The following is a 19,379-nucleotide window of genomic DNA, read 5'->3' as shown; positions in this document are numbered from 1 at the left end:
ATTAGATGCAGAAAGTAGGCTTTTTCAAATCCATACATGTAAAGCTCGTATTAATTTACGTACTTTTAATTATTATTGCTTTACAAATTATTGGACTCTATTTTTCAAAGGAACTAGAAGAAAATTTAAAAGCGAATTTCCAAGACTCTATTTTTCAACGAATTGACCTAGTTCAATATAGTATTCGTGAAGAAATGCTTAAAGAAAGAGATTTAGAAGTTTCGCCAACCATTGGGCAAAGCTTAAATGTTATTATTCGTGAATTTGCCACAGGAGATATTAATGAAATTCGTGTCATAGATAAACGAAATCGAGTTCTAGCAACTTCTGATATTAGTAACCAATCAATTGTTGGTCAACGTGGAAATCACGAAATTGTAAACCAATCAATCGCAGCACAAACAGCGATCGATAAAATTGTTCTTGATGCTGATACCCAAAAACGAGTGTGGATATTAGCCGCACCAATTTTTGATACTGTTGGTCCCAATGGTGAGATTCTTGGGACAATCTATATCGAATCTAATATTGAAAATGTCTTTGACCAAGTGAACGAAATTAACCGGATTTTTGCTGTGGGTACAGCCATTTCACTTGTAATTACAATAATTCTTGGAATTTTAATTGCTAGAACGATAACTGGACCAATCTCAGATATGAGAAAACAAGCACAAGCGATGTCTAGAGGAAACTTCTCAAGAAAAGTTCGTGTTTATGGGGATGATGAAATCGGGCAATTAGCCATTGCATTTAATCATTTAACAAATCGACTTCAAGAGGCACAGTCAACAACAGAAGCTGAAAGAAGAAAACTTGCTTCTGTACTTACGAATATGACTGACGGGGTAATTGCCACAGATCGAAAAGGGAAAGTCATACTAATTAATGACCCTGCAATAAGCTTTCTGAAAATTTCAAGGGAAACAACGTTGAATCGCCCAATCGCATCTGTGCTTGGATTAGAAAAAGAGTATAGCTTTGAAGATTTAATTAATACACAGGATTCAGTTAACTTAGATTTTAGTACGCATGAAAACCGCCTAATTTTACGCGCAAACTTCTCGGTAATTCAAAAGGAAACAGGATTTGTGAATGGTTTAATTACGGTACTACACGATATTACCGAACAAGAAAAGATTGAAATGGAAAGACGTGAATTCGTATCAAACGTCTCTCATGAATTACGCACTCCTCTGACAACGATGAGAAGTTATCTAGAAGCATTAGCTGATGGTGCGTGGCGTGATGAACAAATTGCACCAACATTTTTAAATGTTACTCAAACAGAAACAGAGCGCATGATCAGACTAGTAAATGATTTATTGCAATTATCTAAAATGGATGCCCGAGAGTATAATTTAAATAAGGAATTTGTTGAGTTTAATAAATTCTTTAATCGAATTATTGATCGATTTGAAATGTCAAAATCTCAAAATGTAGAATTTAAGAGATACTTACCAGAAAATTCTTACTTTGTAGAAATTGACGCTGACAAATTGACTCAAGTGATTGACAATATTATTTCAAATGCATTGAAATACTCACCTGATGGCGGGAACATCCGATTTGGTGTAACCGTTCAAGAAAACTTAATAAAAATCATGATTTCAGATGATGGTATGGGTATTCCAAAAGAAAATGTTGGAAGAATTTTTGATCGGTTCTACCGAGTGGATCGTGCAAGATCACGAGCAATGGGAGGAACAGGGCTGGGCCTTGCCATTGCAAAAGAAATGATTGAAGCTCACGGGGGACATATTTGGGCAGAAAGTGAGGAAGGTGTTGGTACAACGGTATTCTTCACATTGCCATTCGAATTAGACGAGGCGGGTGAATGGGATTGAAAATTGTTGAACTATTTAAATCAATTGTTTTAACAGTCTTAGTCCTATTAAGCATGTTACTAACCTTCTCAATATGGAACTACACGCCAAATTTGCAAACTATCAATGATACTAGAGTGAATCAGATTAACCTTGGAACAGAAAAGACCCTCCATGATGTGGTAAAGCCGTTTCGTATTCTTTATAAAGATGAAGGGGTGTTCCAAGGTACGGTTGATTCTTCTAAAATAGATGAAGTATTAATAAATTTAGCAGCATGGAAATCTTCCGAAATTAAGTTTATACAAGGAAATTTATCTGAACAGAAAGTGAATAGTTTAACCAATGAGGATAAACGAATTACACTTTTCTACGATGCAGAAGTACCTATTAAAATAATGAATTCAATTTTATTACTGACACAATCGGATTTACCTGATGCTTCTTTTAATCGGTTAATTATTGATTGGAGTAATTTGTCCGTTGAAAATAGGATTACAATCTATTTTGTGAATAGTGAAAAGAGAACTTCTTATAGTACAAATATTGCAGTCGATTATTATCAATTCATTTCTAAAATTATTAAGCCTTCAAGTAATTTAGGAAACTACCTTGAAATTGCGCGTGGAAATGCACTCTCATTATATGTACCGGAAAGTCCTATAGAACTATTAAATTTAACTTACACAATTGGCGAAATTTCACCAAATACGTTTAAAGATATATTATTTATCGAACCAAGTATCGTTCAAAGAAGCATTGATAGTACATCGTCGGATAAGTATATTGATGGAATGGCTTTAATGACAGTGGATTCAAATAGTAAAGTGTTAAATTATGTGTACCCTGCATCTGAAAGTATTGGTGAAATACCAAGTGCAACACTTTTACTAGATAGCTTCGAGTTTATTAATGACCATGGTGGCTTCACTGGAAGCTATCGATTTAAAAATATGAATACTACAAGACACATCGTTGAGTATCAACTTTACTTACAGGGGTTACCAGTCTTTAGTAGCATTACTACGAAAATTTCCACTACATGGGGAGACAATCAAATATTCCGCTACCGAAGACCTTATTACTTTTTAGATTCTAATATTTCATCAGATAAAAATATTGTAAAGCTTCCTTCAGGTATTGAAATGATTGAGAAAATAAAGCGTTCTAAAAACGTTAAGCTAGAAAGCATTGATGAACTATATATAGGCTATTATTTCTCTCAAATTAGTGAGAGTGGATATGCTCTTGAGCCAAGATGGTTTGCAATTATAAATGATAACTGGATTGGTCTAACATCTGAAATTTTAGGAGGGGATGAATATGGATTGGAGTAAATCAAAGTCAATCTTCATCATCGTCTTCCTTATTTTAGACATTTTCCTATATTCGCTTTACTTGAATAGACATACAGAGGCGCAAAAGGTTGAAGTATTAGGTGAGAAAACAATAGAAGCTAGATTGAAAGATGATAATATTACGTATTCAACATTACCTAATATTGAAACGGCACCGTACTTGTCCGGAAGTGTTAAACATTTTACAGAAGAAGATTTGCACTTTATTAATGGCCAAGAAGTAACCATTGAAAGTGAATCAAAAATTATTGTTACATTTGACGAACCCATCGCAGTAAATGATGTTAATGATCCTTTGAGTTATGTTGATTTTCTACAAACCTATATTATTGATAACCCATATTATACGTTATGGGAAGTAGATGAGACGAACCAAACCACAACATTTTTCCAACGTACTAATAATCGGACAATCTATTACAATAACCATGGAATGGTTAAGGTCTATTGGAATAATGACAATGAAATATACAAGTATGAACAAACATTGTTGGTCGATTTAGAAGAGTTTGAAGAACAAGAAGATCTATGGTCACCAATTCAAATAATCCAAGTGTTTTATTCTAAACAATTGTTAAAACCAGATTCACATATTACACAAGTGAAACTTGGCTATTCAACACTAGTAAAATCCACTCAAACACAAGTCTTTGTACCAACATGGGAAATACGTGTTAAAACAAAAGACGGCCAGGAAGAAGAGTATTTTGCTAATGCAGTTGAAGGAAAAGTGATTGATGTACAACTAGACCAAACAAAAGTAGAAGAAGACGAAGAATAGGGAGTTATATTATGCGTTTTAGTGTTTTAGCAAGTGGCAGTTCTGGAAATGCAATCTATGTAGAGAATGATGAACACGCATTTCTAGTAGATGTAGGATTGAGCGGGAAAAAGATGGAGCAACTATTTGCTAAAATTGATCGCGATATGAAAAAGCTGTCTGGCATCCTTGTAAGCCATGAACATAGTGATCATATTAAAGGACTAGGCGTAGTAGCCCGAAAATATAAAGTACCAATTTATGCAAATGAAAAAACATGGAATGCAATGGATGGTTTAATTGGCAATATTCCTGATGATCAAAAGTTCCTCTTTAATATGGAGACTGTTCAATCCTTTGGTTCGTTAAGTATCGAATCATTTGCTGTTTCCCATGATGCTGCAGATCCAATGTTTTATGCTTTTCATGAAAATGATCGCAAACTAGTTGTTATTACAGATACGGGATACGTAAGTGATCGAATGAAAGGGATTATTCGTGGAGCAGATTCCTTTGTCTTTGAAAGTAATCACGATATCGGTATGCTTCAAATGGGACGCTATCCGTGGTCTATTAAGCGTCGTATATTAAGTGATGTTGGACATGTTTCTAACGAAGATGCAGCAATTGCAATGAGTGAGGTTGTTTTTGAAAAGCCAACACAAATTTATCTTTCACATTTAAGTAAAGATAATAATATGAAAGACTTAGCGCGGATGAGTGTCAGTCAAACGTTACAATCATGTGGAATTATTACAGGAGAATACGTACACTTACACGACACAGATGCTGAAGAGCCTACTTTGTTAGTAACAGTGTAATTAAATTGAGTAAGTATTCCTACATGTATCAAATATCCTTTATAATTTAAAAAATATTTTTATTAAACTTAGAAGAACTTTGTGCCAAACAAAGTTCTTTTTATTTTGGTTTTAATTCATTTTCATGTAATTTTAATGTTTGATTTGTATCATAATGACAGAAGAAAGGAAAGGGTGAATTTCATGAGTAATTATAATGACAACGAAAATCAAAACAACATTCATAATGATTCACAAAATGATTCGTATAATACGAATCATCAAAACAATACAGCAAACCAATTCAACGAAAACTTACAGTATTCTTCAAATCCACAATTCTCTCCACTTCAAGAGCGACTGAAGCGAGAAGAAGAAGAAGAAAATAAAAGACGAGCAAACCAAAAAAAGGGACATAAAGGTGGCTATTTTGTCAGTGGTTTAGCAGGCGTTATTGTTGGTGCGCTAATTATGTGGCTTCTCCTTCCTTCCATGGTAGGACAGCTACCAAATGGTTCTGCAAATTCAAATGGAGAGAAGATTACCCCAATTGAACAAACAGCCACACAGGTTACGACTGATATCACAACTGCTGTTGAAAAGGTTTCAAATGCGGTTGTAGGGATCACAAATATCCAAGAAGTAACGGATTTTTGGAACCAACGATCAATGGAACGTGAAGCAGGTAATGGCTCAGGTGTGATTTACAAAATAGAAGACGATAAGGCGTACATTATTACAAACTACCATGTAGTAGAAAAAGCAAAACAGTTAGAAGTAACATTAGTTGATGGAACAAAAGAAGAAGCTACCCTCGTTGGTAGTGACATTTGGACGGATTTAGCTGTAATATCTATAGATAGTAAAAATGTAGACACTGTTGCTGAATTTGGCGATTCTGAAGTACTTAAACAAGGTGAAACAGTTATTGCGATAGGAAATCCGCTTGGCTTAGACTTTTATGGCTCTGTTACAACTGGAGTTGTTTCAGGGAAGGATCGCGCGGTACCAGTGGACTTAAATGCAGATGGTGTTCAGGATTGGGAAACAGAAGTCTTACAAACAGATGCTGCGATTAACCCAGGGAATAGTGGAGGAGCACTAATTAACATAGCAGGGGATTTAATAGGTATTAACTCGATGAAAATTGCAGAATCAACTGTTGAAGGACTTGGCTTTGCAATTCCGATCAACTCAGTGATCCCCATTATTCAAGAGTTAGAGAAAAACGGAGAAGTAAGACGTCCTACTATGGGAATTGGTCTTTTAGATTTAACGGAAGTGCCTGCATTTTATCAACAACAAACATTAAGACTACCTGAAGAAGTGACAACAGGCGTCGTTGTTTCTGAAGTTGTGAAAGGTTCACCTGCAGACCGAGCTGGAGTTAAACAATATGATGTTATTGTTGAAATGGATGGCGAGAAAGTAGAGAATTCTATAGATTTACGTCAACATTTATACAACGAAACAGAAATTGGGGATACATTAATGATAAAAGTGTATCGTCAGGGAGAGATGGTAGAGTTAGAATTAAAATTAACTGAAGGCACAAGTGTATAAGCGCTGTGAAGAAGATTTAAACAGTATATGTTGGATTTGTGGATAAACTATAAAATGTGAATAGACTTTTACACAATGGGTAGTGAAAGAGAAGCCTTCTCTTTCCTACTCGTTTTTAGTTTGTTACAATGGTTTGTGGATAATTTAGTGCAAAGTGTGAATAACTTTGTGGAAATTTTGTGCTCAAAGGAGGTTTTAAATTTGGAGAAGTTTAGCTGTGAAACCCATATCAATCAAGCTCTAGATATGTTCGTTGCAGAGACAGGAGAGTTTCCGATATTAGACAAGTATAATAGCGAGGATAACTTATCCACAAAATGTTCTTATTGTGAGGAAGATGCAACATATATTGTATCAAGAAAATAACTTTACACAATATATGGATACTAATTGTGAATAGTGTGGACAACTTTGTGGATAAAATGTTTGTAAACAAAATGTAAATGTTAATAAGCTGTGAATAGTTAATAGTGAAATGTGGGAAATAGTTAAGAAAAGTAGATCTTATCGGGGTACTAGTGATTTGGGAAATAGTACCCCTTACCATATAAGTATGTGAATAAACATGTGTTTATGTATTGTAAAGGTGGATAAGTTGTGAATATCACAATCATTTCAGTAGGGAAGTTAAAAGAAAAGTATTTAAAAATGGGAATCGACGAATACGTCAAGCGACTAGGAGGTTATGCCAAAGTCGATTTGGTTGAGGTTCCAGACGAAAAGGCACCAGAGCAGTTAAGTGAAGCTGAAATGGAGATTGTAAAGAAAAAAGAAGGCGAACGAATCCTATCAAAAATCAGTGATGGCATGCATGTTGTTGCGCTAGCCATTGAAGGTAAAATGAAATCTTCTGAGCAAATGGCTGCTGATATTGAATCTCTTATGACATATGGGACAAGTAAAATTGCTTTTGTTATTGGCGGATCCCTCGGATTACATGAGGATGTCATGAAGCGCGCGGATGAAAAACTGAGTTTTGGAAAAATGACCCTTCCACACCAGCTGATGAAATTAGTCTTGGTTGAGCAAATCTATCGGAGTTTTAGGATAATCAAGGGAGAACCGTATCATAAATAGAGGCAAAAAATGATGTAAATAAGGTGGTATTTTGTTGTAGGAAGCGGGTATTGGCTGTGGAAAACCATTTGCATTATCCGTTTCTCGATACAACATGTGGATAAGTGTGAAGGACTTAGAAATATTGACCTCTGAAAAGTCAAAGTCGAGTTCAACTTGATCGACCATTCGTGATTGCCCAATTGGGTGCTTTACTGTAATTTTGTTAAGCAAGAGTTGAAGTAAATGTTTTTGTCTTTCTCTTGATGATTGTTTATAGACTAAAAGGAATTTGTCTAAAAGCTTTTGGATAAGCTCTGGTTGGATTACTTTTGCATCATTCGAGCTTAATTGCCCAGTGATTTCATTGTGCCTTTGTTCTAACTCTGCTTTTTCTTTAGAGACATGCTGTAATCGTTCTTGCAAGATTGCTATTGGTAAGGTCTTTCGCTCAAATGCTTCCAAGTAACGATTCTGTAGCTCTTGTATTTCAGAAAGGCGATTTTCTACTTGTTTCAATTCAGTATTGAGTTGGTTTAAAGATTCAATCGAAGTAGAATTTATAGATTGAAGTGTAGAGAATAACTGTTTTTGGTTGGAAAGGATCTTCTCAATCTTATTAATTACTTCGTATTCTGCTACATAAGCTTTTATTGAATTTGCTCTACATGCTGATGAACCTTTGTTATGAAAGTTAGAGCACACATAATAACGGTATTTCTTCTTTGTTCCATCCTTTCGTTTATGTGTTGTAATTGCAGGAACCATACCTTGACTACAATCAGGGCAACGCAAAAGACTGCTAAGTAAAAAAGGTTCATTGGATTGCCTTTGTTTAAATGACTTGCTTTTCCGCCTTGCTTGAACCATACTCCATAATTCATCGGAAATAATGGCTTCATGCTGTCCTTCGACAATAATAGGATTAGGGTTTTTACCTCTCCTGTGTTTTGTATCCCAATTTTCTACCTTTAGCCAACTGATTTTACCGTTGTAAGTAATATTATCTAAGATTTGAGCAATACCATTGATGGAGAAAAGGCGATTTCGTTTAGTACGATATCCTGCTTTGTTTAGGTGGTTTGCTATTGCCTTTAAACCTTTACCATTAGCATATAACTGATAGATTAATTGCACTATCTTTGCCTCTTTTTGATTAATTACAAGTTCTTTTTCAATATTGTCATAACCGAATACAACGCCTCCATTCCATGAACCTTCTAATGCTCGCTGTTTCATTCCCAATTTAACATTCTCTGCTAATGTGTTACGCTCCATTTCCGCAATGGAAGCCATTAGCTGAACAACTAAACGACCAATTGGACTGCCTGTATCAAAGTTTTCAGAGTAAGAGATGAATTTTACTCCATAATCTTCGAATTTGTCTAATAAAGTGAGAGTATCTAACATATTTCTTGATAGGCGTGAGATCTTCCAAACAAGAACAGCTTGAAATTTATCCTTTTCAACATCTGAAATAAGTTTTTGCATAGCAGGGCGACCGCTTATGTTCTTTCCGCTTATTCCCTCATCTACATATTCCTCTGCAATCTCCCAACCATATAATTGAGTATATTGACGTAATGTTTGTAATTGGGCAGTTATGCTGTATCCTTCCGTTGCCTGCTCTTCGGTAGAAACCCTACAGTAAATTGCGACACGTTTTATTTCATGCATAAAAATCCTCCCTTCCTTGTAATTTTAATATGAAACACAAACAAGAGAAAGGATGTTTCCCTTCTCTTAGTTCAGTTGATTCAAATATTTTAAATCAAATTTATAAATGATTTCTTTTATAGTTCTATCCTTAGTAGTCTTCCCTGGATTTACATGAATCTCTTCAATGAGAGAACGAAGCAATTCCTTTTTGTCATCATCTTCGATCATATCGAAAAAGGCTTTTAAATCGTGTAGTGATGTTGAAATAATATCAGCTAAAAAGGTTTTATCTCTGAGTTTAATGAGGTGCTGTAAATTTTCAATTCGACTTAAAATCGTTTTCTCTTCCTCTTGTAAATCTACCATTTCCTCCTTCAAAATCGCTTCTGAAATAATATCTTTCAACTTCCAATTTATAAGTTCTTTTCTCTTTGTTTTTAATTCATCTAACTCAACTTCATACGTCTTTAATTTCATTTCCAATGGCTCTATTTCACTCATAGCGTATGCGTGTAGCATACTGGTTATAGGTTCTATAATGTTGTATTTTTGTAACGCTATAAACACTTGGTTGAATACATAATCTTCAGCATAATCCTTTTTTACAAGGTTTGAGGAACACGCCTTACTACCGCTGTTTTTGTTTCTTGAACATTGATAGTATTTGTATTTTGGACTGCTATTTCCTTGTAACATGGCTGAGCCGCATTCTGGGCATTTTAGTAAGCCTGATAAGGGGAAGCTTCCAGGATGAACTTTCTCTTGTCTATAACTACTTACTTTCAATACTTCTTGTGTTTTCTCCCATAACTTTAGGTCAACAATAGGGGCATGCTTTCCATCTCTCAGTTCACCACGCCATTTTATTTTGCCTATATAAATGGGGTTGCTTAGTATCGTTTTTACGGAAGTAATTGACCAAAAATTATTTTTCTTTGTAGTGACACCTAAAGTGTTTAAGTTTGAAGCAATCTTTTTATAACCCCACTGGTCGATTGCATACTTTTCAAATATATAATTTACGACTTTTGCTTCTTCAGGGACAACTTTAAGCTTCTTATTCTTCGATATATATCCATAAATGACGCCTCCATTAAATTCTCCTTCAGAGGCTCTTTTCTCCATACCAGAGTTTGTTCGGAATATGATCATATCTCTTTCTAACTCTGCAACTAATGACATGATTTGATAAAGTATTTTTGCTCTTGGATCTCTTGTATCAATATTGTCAGCTATACAAATAAGATGTTTTTCGGCTTGCGTTAGTCGTTTATAAATATATAAGGATTCTAAATTGTCCCTGGATATACGGTCAGAATCATAAACGACAACGTAATCTATTCGATTTTGTTTATCAAAAACAAATGAGTACAACTCTTTAAACTCAGGTCGATTTTTAAATGATTCAGCCGATTTTGCCCCTTCATCAAAGATGCGAACGAGTTGTAAATCATTATTTTTGCAGTATTTTTCAATTTCCTCTTTTTGTTTTGCAATAGAAGTATTGTCTAATTGTTTTTCGGTACTTACTCGAACGTAACCAACAGCACGCATAAATCAATCACGCTCCTAATCTGCTTTCCTTAAATTTGTCGTAAATAGTAGTTTCATATTTGACAATCAGATCGGACAGTAAGTTAAGAAACTTTCGAGCATTATATTTTTCCAGCTCAGGTCCAATCAATAATTGTTCTTCAATTTCTTCATTAAAACTTAAAGTAGGGGATTCTTTCATTGGGGATCTTCCTTTCGTAGTGGAATTTTGAGGTTATTTAGGTTAATGAAGTGAGGAAAGTGTCATTAACCTATGTAAAAATCGGGGGGATATTATTTGAAAAGAAGCAAGAATGCATATAAAACAACAAAAAAGACTGCTTTACTTAGATATACAAAAAATCGCAATAAGTAGTTAAGCAAGAAGGCATAATCCCCCTTGAAACAACTATACCTATTGGATTGTTCATGTATCTAAGTAAAACAGTCTATAATCTATCAAAATATGTGTTATATAAAAATTTCTATAAACTATAATAAGAAATATTTTGCCTAATGTCAATAGTTAATTGAATGTTACAACAATTAATGGAATAACCAGCTCGAACCAGCTCGAACACAAAACCTATTTATTTCAACTTGACTTCTTCGCTATATTGTCAGTAGCCCATCTAATTTTGGGGGCAAGGAAGGATAAATATAATGGGGCTGGGAGCAAAAATATAACAATAAACCTTTGATGTATAAAGATTTCCAGCCTCCCAAGGTCAATCTGGAGGTGGTATAAATGATCCATACAATCAAGCTGTATTTTCCTATTGAATACTATGAAGTTATGGATTTGCAAAAAAGGTTTAATATTATTTACACGCAACTGAATGACTACTTTGCTAATTACTACGGTGGTAAGTTTAAAGGAGTTACGCTTCAAATTTCAAATAAAGGCAATGGACAGTGGAAGTTATATATGTTCATAGATGCAATTCTCCTTCTTGGTAAGTTTGACATTACGGAAGATGACTATATTTCGTTAGAACAAGAGATAACGAATATTCTTTGGATTCTCTTTAAACATTTTTTGCATTTCAGACATCATATTCTGCAAAGAATTGATTACCGATACGATTTAGTTGTAGAGGAAAAACTCCACAGAGATATACTGCTCCACTTGTATCAGAAGCTTACTAAATCACATAGGTATCAAAAAAAGTATATAGGTAAGCTTGATGCTGAAGGTGTTTTTCAAAAATATGAAACGACTGTTTACCATTCGTCAAAATCGGTACAAGCTGTAGTTTATTCAAAAGAAGAAGAACGATTATTTAAAAAAGAAGAGATACAAGAGTATGAAAAAAACGTACTAAGGTTTGAAGTACGAATTCTACAAGATCATATTAATTATATGGCTCGACAAGACAAAGGGAATTGTCGACCTAAGAAATTAAAAGAATATATGAAAGAAGAAGTCTATCGAGGTTATTTCCGCAAATATATGTCCCCCATTTACCATCCTGGAGAATTTAATAAGTTAGATGAAGCAAGAAAACGTATACGTAACTCCTCCCTCTCTGATTCCAATAAAGATAAGCTGATTGTATTTTTGAAACAAGTATCTTCTCACAGTATTGATACCCCGCTGAAATCAATGACAAAAGCCACATTTAGAAACCGCTTGGAAATGTTGAGTCAACTTGGCATCAATCCAATCCCCATTCCAAAAAATTACCCAAAAGCACCAAATACTCTAAGCAATCCTCTTGATAAATTTTTATGGTAAATAAATTTAGAATGTTTAAATTCGAATAGAAATACAGTTGATATGTGGTTAATAATGGTTATAATAATGATAAGCACGATATTGCGAGTATCGTGTACCATTACCGAACTTGAAGTTCGGTTCGGCAATAAGTAGATCCATTAGAACCACTCCGCTAACCAGGCTTCGGGTGGTTCTTTTTCTATGCCTATAATTACTATTAGTACCTTTCTTATGTTATCAAATTCCTCTTCCTAACTATGATATAAAGATCAACTCGATCAATTAAAACAGGGTTCCTTGAATGGAAAGATTAAAAGGAGAGGATTTGAATGACTAAAGGAAAACGAGAACTTGGCAATGATTTTGGAAAGCTGTTAAAACATCTAAGGCAATCCAAAGGGTATTCACTTCAAAAAATGGCGAGGTTGTGTAACGTCACCCCATCGTACTTGAATCGTCTCGAATCAGGTCACAGAAAAAATCCAAGCATCAATATTTTAGAGGATATTGCGGTGGCATTAGGAACAGGAGTTGACACTTTCCTCGGCACAAAGTTTGATTCTACAGGCAGAGAAGCTTCACTTGAAGAACTTTTCTTCAATAATGAAATTGAGTGGGAAGGGATAAATCTAAGTGCAAATACGAAAGATTCACTGCTAAAAATTTGTACTACTGTTTTAGCAATCGAATGGGTAGCAGATACAATGCTGGAAGATTTAAAAAGGGTTGGCGAATTAATTATAGAGCTTAAAGAAGAAATGTAAGGTTAGGAGGAGAGATTTTCTCCTTCTCTACCTATATATATATATAGGTTATGAATATTATTTTGATTACATATAGAAGAAATACATAATATGTGCCAAAAAATTGATTATTAATAAATTGTATATATGTTATATGAATTATTGACAATACAGAACCCTTTGCTATAAAGTTAGGACAGTATTATTATAAAGGTTTGATTCCAATGGCAAATTCTATCTATAAAATTCAACTATATACATTAAAAACAGCACTTACCGTCTCTGGATGGTAGGTGCTTTTCTTTTGTAAAAAATAAATGACAAAAAACCACAGCGAATGTAGGAGGCAATAGGATATGAGTAAAAAGGGGAGCAACAAGGAGTCGATTTTTACAATTTACCTAAAGGATTTTTATCAACAATGGCAGGAGATATTAGGATTTGAATTAAATAATATCTCACTGGAACAAAACCATACGAACCGTACTTATATGGAGCGTATCAAAAAGATGATGCTGGCTAATCAAGAGGCGGTTATTGTATGGATGGCATTATCATTTGATGAGGTAATACTTCGGGATCTTACAGATTGGATAAAGAGCAAACAATTACACTATATAGATTTTTTTGCAGTTTCAATTAATCCCTTAGCTATTGATATGTTAGAAAAATTGAACCAAATGTATAAGCTTGAAGTGTATGAACATATGAAGCAATTAATAAAAATCAGACAGCTTCTAACTGTCGATTATTCAATCAAAAATATACATCCTTTACACGCTGGCCATGCATTAACATTGGAGCCACCATTAGATCTTTCACGAACAGATGATATAAAAAGGGCAATGTTAGCTGTACTTCGCAAGAGAATGCCTTTCTATCTAAACTTTCACTACAACAAAAAAATGAATTTAAACGATTTAACGTTAACAGTCGGCTCAGGTCAGAATGGTTTGCTATTTAGATGCTCCTCTAAGAATGTAAAGTCACGTGCATTTGTAGAGCTTTATTTCGAAAAACATAGAATTGATAGGTACAGATTATTTTTAAAACATAGGGAGTTAATTCGTAATGAGGTGCATCCAGACATACAATTTGAACATAGAAAGATTGGTGTATACTTTAAACCGTTGGATTCCTTAGAAGATACTTTTGATATGATTGCAGAAATATTTGAAAAGTTTATTTTGTATTTCTGCCCCTACACATATGGAAGAAAAGAAATAGCATATGTAGCAGATCAATGGGTTAAAAGTAGGAAGGATTAAAGGCAATATTACTAACATCCGAAGATGATTGAAGGTTTATATGAAACCGAGGAAAGTTACCGAATACGGCAAGAAGATGCAGATGACTTTTTATATTGTTATTAGAAGAGAATTTTGTGGTATCGAGCTGGATTATGGTACAATTTATAAGATAATTGGATAAATACGGTAGAGATTCGACGTACTAAGGGTTATGGAAATAATTTTGTTAAAATTAAGAGTGAGTGGATAGTTAAGAATATAAAATTAAAACGGATAACGATACTTGGTGAAGAGATTGTCCAAGAACTTTTAACAACAAGAACTTACAACAAGATATGAAGGAAAGGCAGTTTCTAATTAGATTAGAGCTGTCTTTTTTTATAGAAGGGATGTAATTATGGCAGTCCTTATCGAGTTTTAATAATGGAACTGCCTTGTCTTTTGTGCATTTTTATTTGTTGGAATATTTGTCTGTGAAATCAAGAAGAAGTTGGGCAATAATGTCTTGGATTTTCAAATGGGGGAACTCGTTTTCACAAGTAGCAACAAAGTTTTGGTAGAGGTCGTCTGGCATACGGAAGTTTTTACTGGAGATTTTAGAGGTAGATCGGAATATACGCTTGTCAATGATGAAGTCGTCATTGTGTTTATATCTTTCTATTATGCTTTTCAAAAGGGGAAAATTCTTTTTAATATAATCCATTTCGGAATTACTTTGGTTAGAAATAGTAGATATCTGTCCTTCATCACGAACAAATTTATAATACTGGTTTTCCCGTTTAATATAAACATAATCGTCTTCTTGCATCAGTTTCGTAAAGGTAGAATAGTTAATTTCAAGAGCATCCGCTACTCTTTGTAAATCAAAACCTTCCCTCTTTAGCAACTCGTTTACGATGGCTACACGATTTTTGCTATTTGTTGTGAGGAACTTGTCTTTATTCATGGATACACCTCCTTTGTAATTGTGGATGTATTGTATTTTAGTATTTTGTGAGAAAAGTATTCATTTGAGGTGAGGAAAATGAGAAAAGTAATATTAATGAACAAATTAGCAGTGAATTAGTTAAATGATTTATAAGTATTAGGAAAATAAGCACGCTTCATTTTAATTCATCATGAATTATCTATAATTTAACATATCTTTTAACACCGCTTTTAGAAAGACTTCATAAATTTATGTGGTCTTGCTAATTTTAGTGCTAAATAGGTGCAAATTAGTGAGCAACAGACCGATTGAATAAAGTAGGAGTAAAAAAAATGGAGAAATTACGTTAAAATTTTAATATGGTATTAAAATATATTCTTATTAAACCAACGGGGAAGAAGAGTTGAAGAAGTTTAAAAAAGTGAGGGTGGGATTGGTTTGAGTTCAATAAAAAAAGCATACGGTTACGTAACCAGGATAAAGAATGGTAAGACACAAGTATTGGTTTTTCAACATTCGATTCCTGAAGCTGGAATACAAATACCTAAAGGTACAGTGAACGCTCAAGAAGATGCTTATCATGCAGTTATTAGAGAAATTGAAGAAGAAACTGGATTGAAGAATTTTATAGTTGAGAATTTAATTGCAGAAGATAATTGGAAAAATGATGATGGTGCTACTCATAATAGATTTTTTTATAAAATTGTTGTATCGGATGCTCCAGATAAGTGGGATCATCAGCCAACAGGTGGAGGAGATGAGGAAGGGCTAACATTCCATTACTTCTGGATATCATCAAAGGATGAAGTTGAACTTATCCGAGGTCATGGAGATTATCTACACCATGTCTTTAGTTAATAGCTACTTCAACTATAGTAGCCGATAATCCAAGAAGGATTAAAGTCCTTTTTTGTTGAAGTTACTGAACTAAAGTGGCAGATTAGTTGAAGAAGAGAAATTTGATTTTAGGTGGGATACTCTTAAGTAAGACAATTGATGTAAAACCATATGAAAATTATTTGTACTTTGCTATATATGCACTCATCCTCGGATTAGTCCCTGTATTAAGTAACTTTCTAACTAAATTTTCTTTGCAAATTTTTTTTACGTTATTGATCGTTTTTATTGTGTCTTTAGTTGTCGAAAAGATATCGAAGGCTTTTATGAACTTCTGTCTACGTTTTAATTTAAGGCTATTATATTTGTATATTATTTTTATTGTTTTATATTTTCCAGTATATATGTTTTTCAATTAACGAGGACTTTAGTTGAAGAATGGGGTTGCTAAGTCAGCCCTTGTCTTATTCAACTATCGGGGCAGGTTAGTTCAATGAGATTGTTATAAAATACCAGAAGTTTTGTGATAATCGCTGTAATATGTTGTCTTAATAGTAATTATTAGACTAATGACAATTAAATAAATCTTGGAGAGTGATAGTGTGGTTAGGTTGAAACATATTGTGAGTGTATTAGTTGCAATAGTTTTATGTGGAGTGATTTGGTTGGTTCACCCTGCGAAAGAACAAGTAAATCAATTGGAAACACAAATCGGTCGCCAATACTATTCTGCAAACTTCTTACTACTGGATACAGTTGAGGAACTACTTGCATGGAACTTTAGTCAACCCCTAACTGATGCGGACGTAGATTATTTAGACAAACTTTCTGATGATTTACTGCACACAACTGATCTGATTTTTTTTGGCGGGAACGTTGTACATCATGAATGGAGAAGTCGAATGCTTGAAGTACAAGAACATCTAACAAAATATGTGAACGGTACTTCACTTACAGAAATAGAAGTTGCAGATTTAATGCAGACATTAAAGGCAACTCGCTTTATAACCCTGGATTTTCAAGATTATGTTGAGAATATCCATGATTTCTATAACGCAATGCATGATGAACAACATGAAATGTTCGAAAGAGTTAAAGAACGTTTAGCTACAAAATATTAATCATAGATTTTCAGCTCTTATAAATTGATAAAAAAGCTAATAAATAAACTTACTTAACTAACGGAGGCGTTAATCCAAGAAGGATTAATGCCTCTTTTGTTGAAGTTATTGAACTAAAGGGGCAGGTTTGTTGAACAAAAATAGTCAAAAAAGAAAAGTAAGAACAAATCATATAAGGTGGCGATAATAGGATGAAAACATTCTTAGAATTACTCCGTATATTATTTATTTTAGGAATATTATTTGCATTGGGTTGGGTAATTATAGGCAATATTTATGCACTAAATGACGTAACTGAATCTTATTCGTGGCTTGGTGCAATAGCTATTTTATTACTTATTTTTGTTTTGTACAGAAATAAGTTGCAATTTTCAGGGTGGTATAAAGGAAAAGGTATGGTGAAACTTCCAAAGTTTGTTACAGCAACACTAATTATAATCTCTATATTGTTAATCATTTCACCATTTCTATTAGGTTCTTTATTAAGCTAACGGAGGCTTTAGTTGAAGAAGCACATTAAATAATGCCGAAAAACGCTCATATTAAATACTGAGCGTTTTTGTTTACCATTTTCATAGCAAATTAACTGTTAAGACGTTTGTTAAATGGGTGATTACATTACTTTTAGGGTTTTCCCCTCCATCAACCAAACATCTCGTCTCATTTTTTGCCTCTTAAATAGACACGGTGAACCGTATCATAAGTAAATGAGGTTTTTGAGGGAATATAAGAATCTAAACATTGAAAAACATTTAATTTATTTAATCAAGTTTTTAAATTGACTAGCACTGTGAAAGGATGTTGACAGGCTAGTAAAGCAAAAAAGCAACTAAAAAACAGAAATTTCTTTTAGCCAGCCTTTTGGATTATGCAGTTTTGGAAATGATTTGGTTATTATCTAATAAGACCCTTGATTTATCATTAGCGGAATGGAGACCTTTTCATTTAGTTCTTTTATGTATAATTTATTGTAAATAAAAGAAAACACAACCCCGTTCAGTTGAACCAATCCACAGCATAAATGATCGAAATACTCCGCAATTAAGCATAAGAAGCACCTTCTTTACAGTTAAGTGAAGGTGCAACTTTTCTAATAGGTTTTGTAAAGCAACATTGTAAATGTAAGCTTATGCTTAATTGTTTAATTCAGAGATATCCATTTCTTTTATAATCCCCATTCATACATCATTTCAACGATAGGAAGTAAAGTCATCCCCAATTCAGTCATGGAATATTCCACTTTCGGTGGAACTTCTGGATAAACCTCGCGATGAACTATTCCATCTTCCATCAGTTCTCTTAATTGATTTGTTAATATTTTATGAGATATTTTTGGAAAAAGCCTTTGGAGATCACTGAATCGGTGTGGCCCTTCTACACCCAAATGCCATAAAATAACAATTTTTCATTTACCACTTATAATTGATAAGGTAAGTTCTTTTTCACAATTATAATCACCATTTATGATCTTTTCTTTAACTTCATCTCTAAATGTATCTGGCATAAATTCTTACCTCCTTATTTATATCAATTGTAACCTGTTGGTAACCTTCTTACAAAAAAGTGCATTCTTCACAGTGAAGAAAACAAGAAGTAGAATGAAATAGTCGTCTTACCGGCGAATCTTTTTTATTAATGAGGGGGAACTACAAATGAGTAAAAAAGCACTTTTAATTATACCACCAGAACGATTCAATGAAGACGAATTATTTCAACCAAAAGTGGAATTGGAAAGCAACGGAATTGAAGTGACAATTGCAAGTACAAAAACAGGTGAAATCATAGGGGATTATGAAGGTAAAGCAACTGCTGAGGTCATTTTCTCAGACGTTTCTGCTTCTGACTATGATGTTGTATCTGTTATTGGTGGATCTGGTACGAACGATCATCTATGGGAAAATCAAGAATTACAAGACTACTTGAAACAAGCGTATACTAATAAAGTTCTTGTAACAGGAATTTGTGCAGGTGCGGTTACTGTAGCTAAAACGGGTTTACTTACTGGAAGAGAAGCAACTTGCTATCCAGTAGATATACAAAAAGACCAATTAAAAGCGAATAAAGTAACATATGTTGAAAAACATGTTGTTGCTCATGATGATATTATTACTGGTGATGGGCCAGATGGCGCTAAAGAGTTTGGAGAAGCTTTAGTAAAAGCATTAAGCTAATTCTACAGTATCTTCGCTGAATTTTCATATAATCGAAAGCCTACGGAATTAATTCCG

Annotated in this window: 18 protein-coding genes and 1 pseudogene; 14 read left to right on the top strand and 5 right to left on the bottom strand. The window is 33.8% G+C overall.

Annotated features, from left to right (window positions below; translation table 11 throughout):
* The first annotated feature begins 5 nt into the window (after positions 1-5).
* The 7 genes from walK to rlmH all read left to right on the top strand — a co-directional run bounded on the left by walK (position 6) and on the right by rlmH (position 7,381).
* The gene (gene walK / locus CD29_RS04665) at positions 6-1,844 is read left to right on the top strand and encodes a cell wall metabolism sensor histidine kinase WalK (protein WP_036183426.1); all 1,839 of its coding nucleotides are present in this window, start codon (positions 6-8) and stop codon (positions 1,842-1,844) included.
* Positions 1,835-3,160, top strand: a complete 1,326-nt coding sequence (locus tag CD29_RS04660; protein WP_052123997.1) for a YycH family regulatory protein — start codon at positions 1,835-1,837, stop codon at positions 3,158-3,160. Before walK ends, CD29_RS04660 begins: the two co-directional genes overlap by 10 nt.
* The gene (locus tag CD29_RS04655) at positions 3,147-3,962 is read left to right on the top strand and encodes a two-component system regulatory protein YycI (protein WP_036183423.1); all 816 of its coding nucleotides are present in this window, start codon (positions 3,147-3,149) and stop codon (positions 3,960-3,962) included. Before CD29_RS04660 ends, CD29_RS04655 begins: the two co-directional genes overlap by 14 nt.
* An 11-nt stretch (positions 3,963-3,973) precedes the next feature.
* Positions 3,974-4,762: an MBL fold metallo-hydrolase gene (locus CD29_RS04650; RefSeq protein WP_036183420.1), complete on the top strand. Its 789-nt coding sequence runs from the start codon at positions 3,974-3,976 to the stop codon at positions 4,760-4,762.
* 183 nt (positions 4,763-4,945) lie between these two features.
* Entirely contained in the window at positions 4,946-6,304 is a 1,359-nt protein-coding gene (locus CD29_RS04645; protein ID WP_081976142.1) for a S1C family serine protease, read from the top strand.
* A gap of 201 nt (positions 6,305-6,505) precedes the next feature.
* Positions 6,506-6,670 (top strand): CxxH/CxxC protein, encoded by a 165-nt coding sequence (locus CD29_RS19930; RefSeq protein WP_036183417.1) that lies wholly within the window; start codon positions 6,506-6,508, stop codon positions 6,668-6,670.
* A gap of 231 nt (positions 6,671-6,901) precedes the next feature.
* On the top strand, positions 6,902-7,381 hold the full coding sequence (gene rlmH, locus CD29_RS04635; protein ID WP_036183415.1) for a 23S rRNA (pseudouridine(1915)-N(3))-methyltransferase RlmH: 480 nt from the start codon (positions 6,902-6,904) through the stop codon (positions 7,379-7,381).
* Here rlmH and CD29_RS04630 read toward each other — a convergent pair.
* The 3 genes from CD29_RS04630 to CD29_RS20170 form a co-directional block, all read right to left on the bottom strand.
* The gene (locus CD29_RS04630) at positions 7,316-9,037 is read right to left on the bottom strand and encodes a recombinase family protein (protein ID WP_036183412.1); all 1,722 of its coding nucleotides are present in this window, start codon (positions 9,035-9,037) and stop codon (positions 7,316-7,318) included. The genes rlmH and CD29_RS04630 overlap by 66 nt on opposite strands.
* Before the next feature lie 66 nt (positions 9,038-9,103).
* Complete coding sequence (locus tag CD29_RS04625) at positions 9,104-10,573, bottom strand: recombinase family protein (protein WP_052123996.1); 1,470 nt, start codon at positions 10,571-10,573, stop codon at positions 9,104-9,106.
* A 7-nt stretch (positions 10,574-10,580) separates the two neighbouring features.
* Positions 10,581-10,754, bottom strand: coding sequence for a hypothetical protein (locus CD29_RS20170; protein WP_156111873.1), 174 nt, complete (start codon positions 10,752-10,754; stop codon positions 10,581-10,583).
* 546 nt (positions 10,755-11,300) lie between these two features.
* Here CD29_RS20170 and CD29_RS04620 point away from each other — a divergent pair.
* From CD29_RS04620 to CD29_RS19560, 3 genes are all read left to right on the top strand, one after another.
* Positions 11,301-12,290, top strand: coding sequence for a phage/plasmid replication protein (locus CD29_RS04620; RefSeq protein ID WP_036183410.1), 990 nt, complete (start codon positions 11,301-11,303; stop codon positions 12,288-12,290).
* A 311-nt stretch (positions 12,291-12,601) separates the two neighbouring features.
* Entirely contained in the window at positions 12,602-13,036 is a 435-nt protein-coding gene (locus CD29_RS19565; protein WP_052123995.1) for a helix-turn-helix domain-containing protein, read from the top strand.
* Positions 13,037-13,371: 335 nt separating this feature from the next.
* Positions 13,372-14,283: a hypothetical protein gene (locus CD29_RS19560; protein ID WP_052123994.1), complete on the top strand. Its 912-nt coding sequence runs from the start codon at positions 13,372-13,374 to the stop codon at positions 14,281-14,283.
* Positions 14,284-14,716: 433 nt separating this feature from the next.
* Here the strand turns inward: CD29_RS19560 and CD29_RS04605 are convergent, their stop codons facing one another.
* Positions 14,717-15,211, bottom strand: coding sequence for a hypothetical protein (locus tag CD29_RS04605; protein WP_036183408.1), 495 nt, complete (start codon positions 15,209-15,211; stop codon positions 14,717-14,719).
* A gap of 420 nt (positions 15,212-15,631) precedes the next feature.
* On the opposite strand from CD29_RS04605, the gene CD29_RS04600 reads away from it, so the two are divergent.
* The 3 genes from CD29_RS04600 to CD29_RS04590 all read left to right on the top strand — a co-directional run bounded on the left by CD29_RS04600 (position 15,632) and on the right by CD29_RS04590 (position 17,642).
* Complete coding sequence (locus CD29_RS04600) at positions 15,632-16,051, top strand: NUDIX hydrolase (RefSeq protein WP_036183407.1); 420 nt, start codon at positions 15,632-15,634, stop codon at positions 16,049-16,051.
* Positions 16,052-16,632: 581 nt separating this feature from the next.
* The gene (locus CD29_RS04595) at positions 16,633-17,151 is read left to right on the top strand and encodes a hypothetical protein (protein WP_036183406.1); all 519 of its coding nucleotides are present in this window, start codon (positions 16,633-16,635) and stop codon (positions 17,149-17,151) included.
* Between the two features lie 191 nt (positions 17,152-17,342).
* Complete coding sequence (locus CD29_RS04590) at positions 17,343-17,642, top strand: hypothetical protein (RefSeq protein ID WP_036183405.1); 300 nt, start codon at positions 17,343-17,345, stop codon at positions 17,640-17,642.
* A 674-nt stretch (positions 17,643-18,316) separates the two neighbouring features.
* Here the strand turns inward: CD29_RS04590 and CD29_RS04585 are convergent.
* A pseudogene (locus CD29_RS04585) lies at positions 18,317-18,655 on the bottom strand (winged helix-turn-helix transcriptional regulator).
* A 148-nt stretch (positions 18,656-18,803) separates the two neighbouring features.
* Here CD29_RS04585 and CD29_RS04580 point away from each other — a divergent pair.
* On the top strand, positions 18,804-19,322 hold the full coding sequence (locus CD29_RS04580; protein WP_036183402.1) for a DJ-1/PfpI family protein: 519 nt from the start codon (positions 18,804-18,806) through the stop codon (positions 19,320-19,322).
* The last annotated feature ends 57 nt before the right edge of the window (positions 19,323-19,379 follow it).

It is taken from the genome of Ureibacillus manganicus DSM 26584, from assembly GCF_000772945.1.
Lineage (GTDB): Bacteria > Bacillota > Bacilli > Bacillales_A > Planococcaceae > Ureibacillus > Ureibacillus manganicus.
This window is presented reverse-complemented; position numbering and strand designations above follow the sequence as displayed.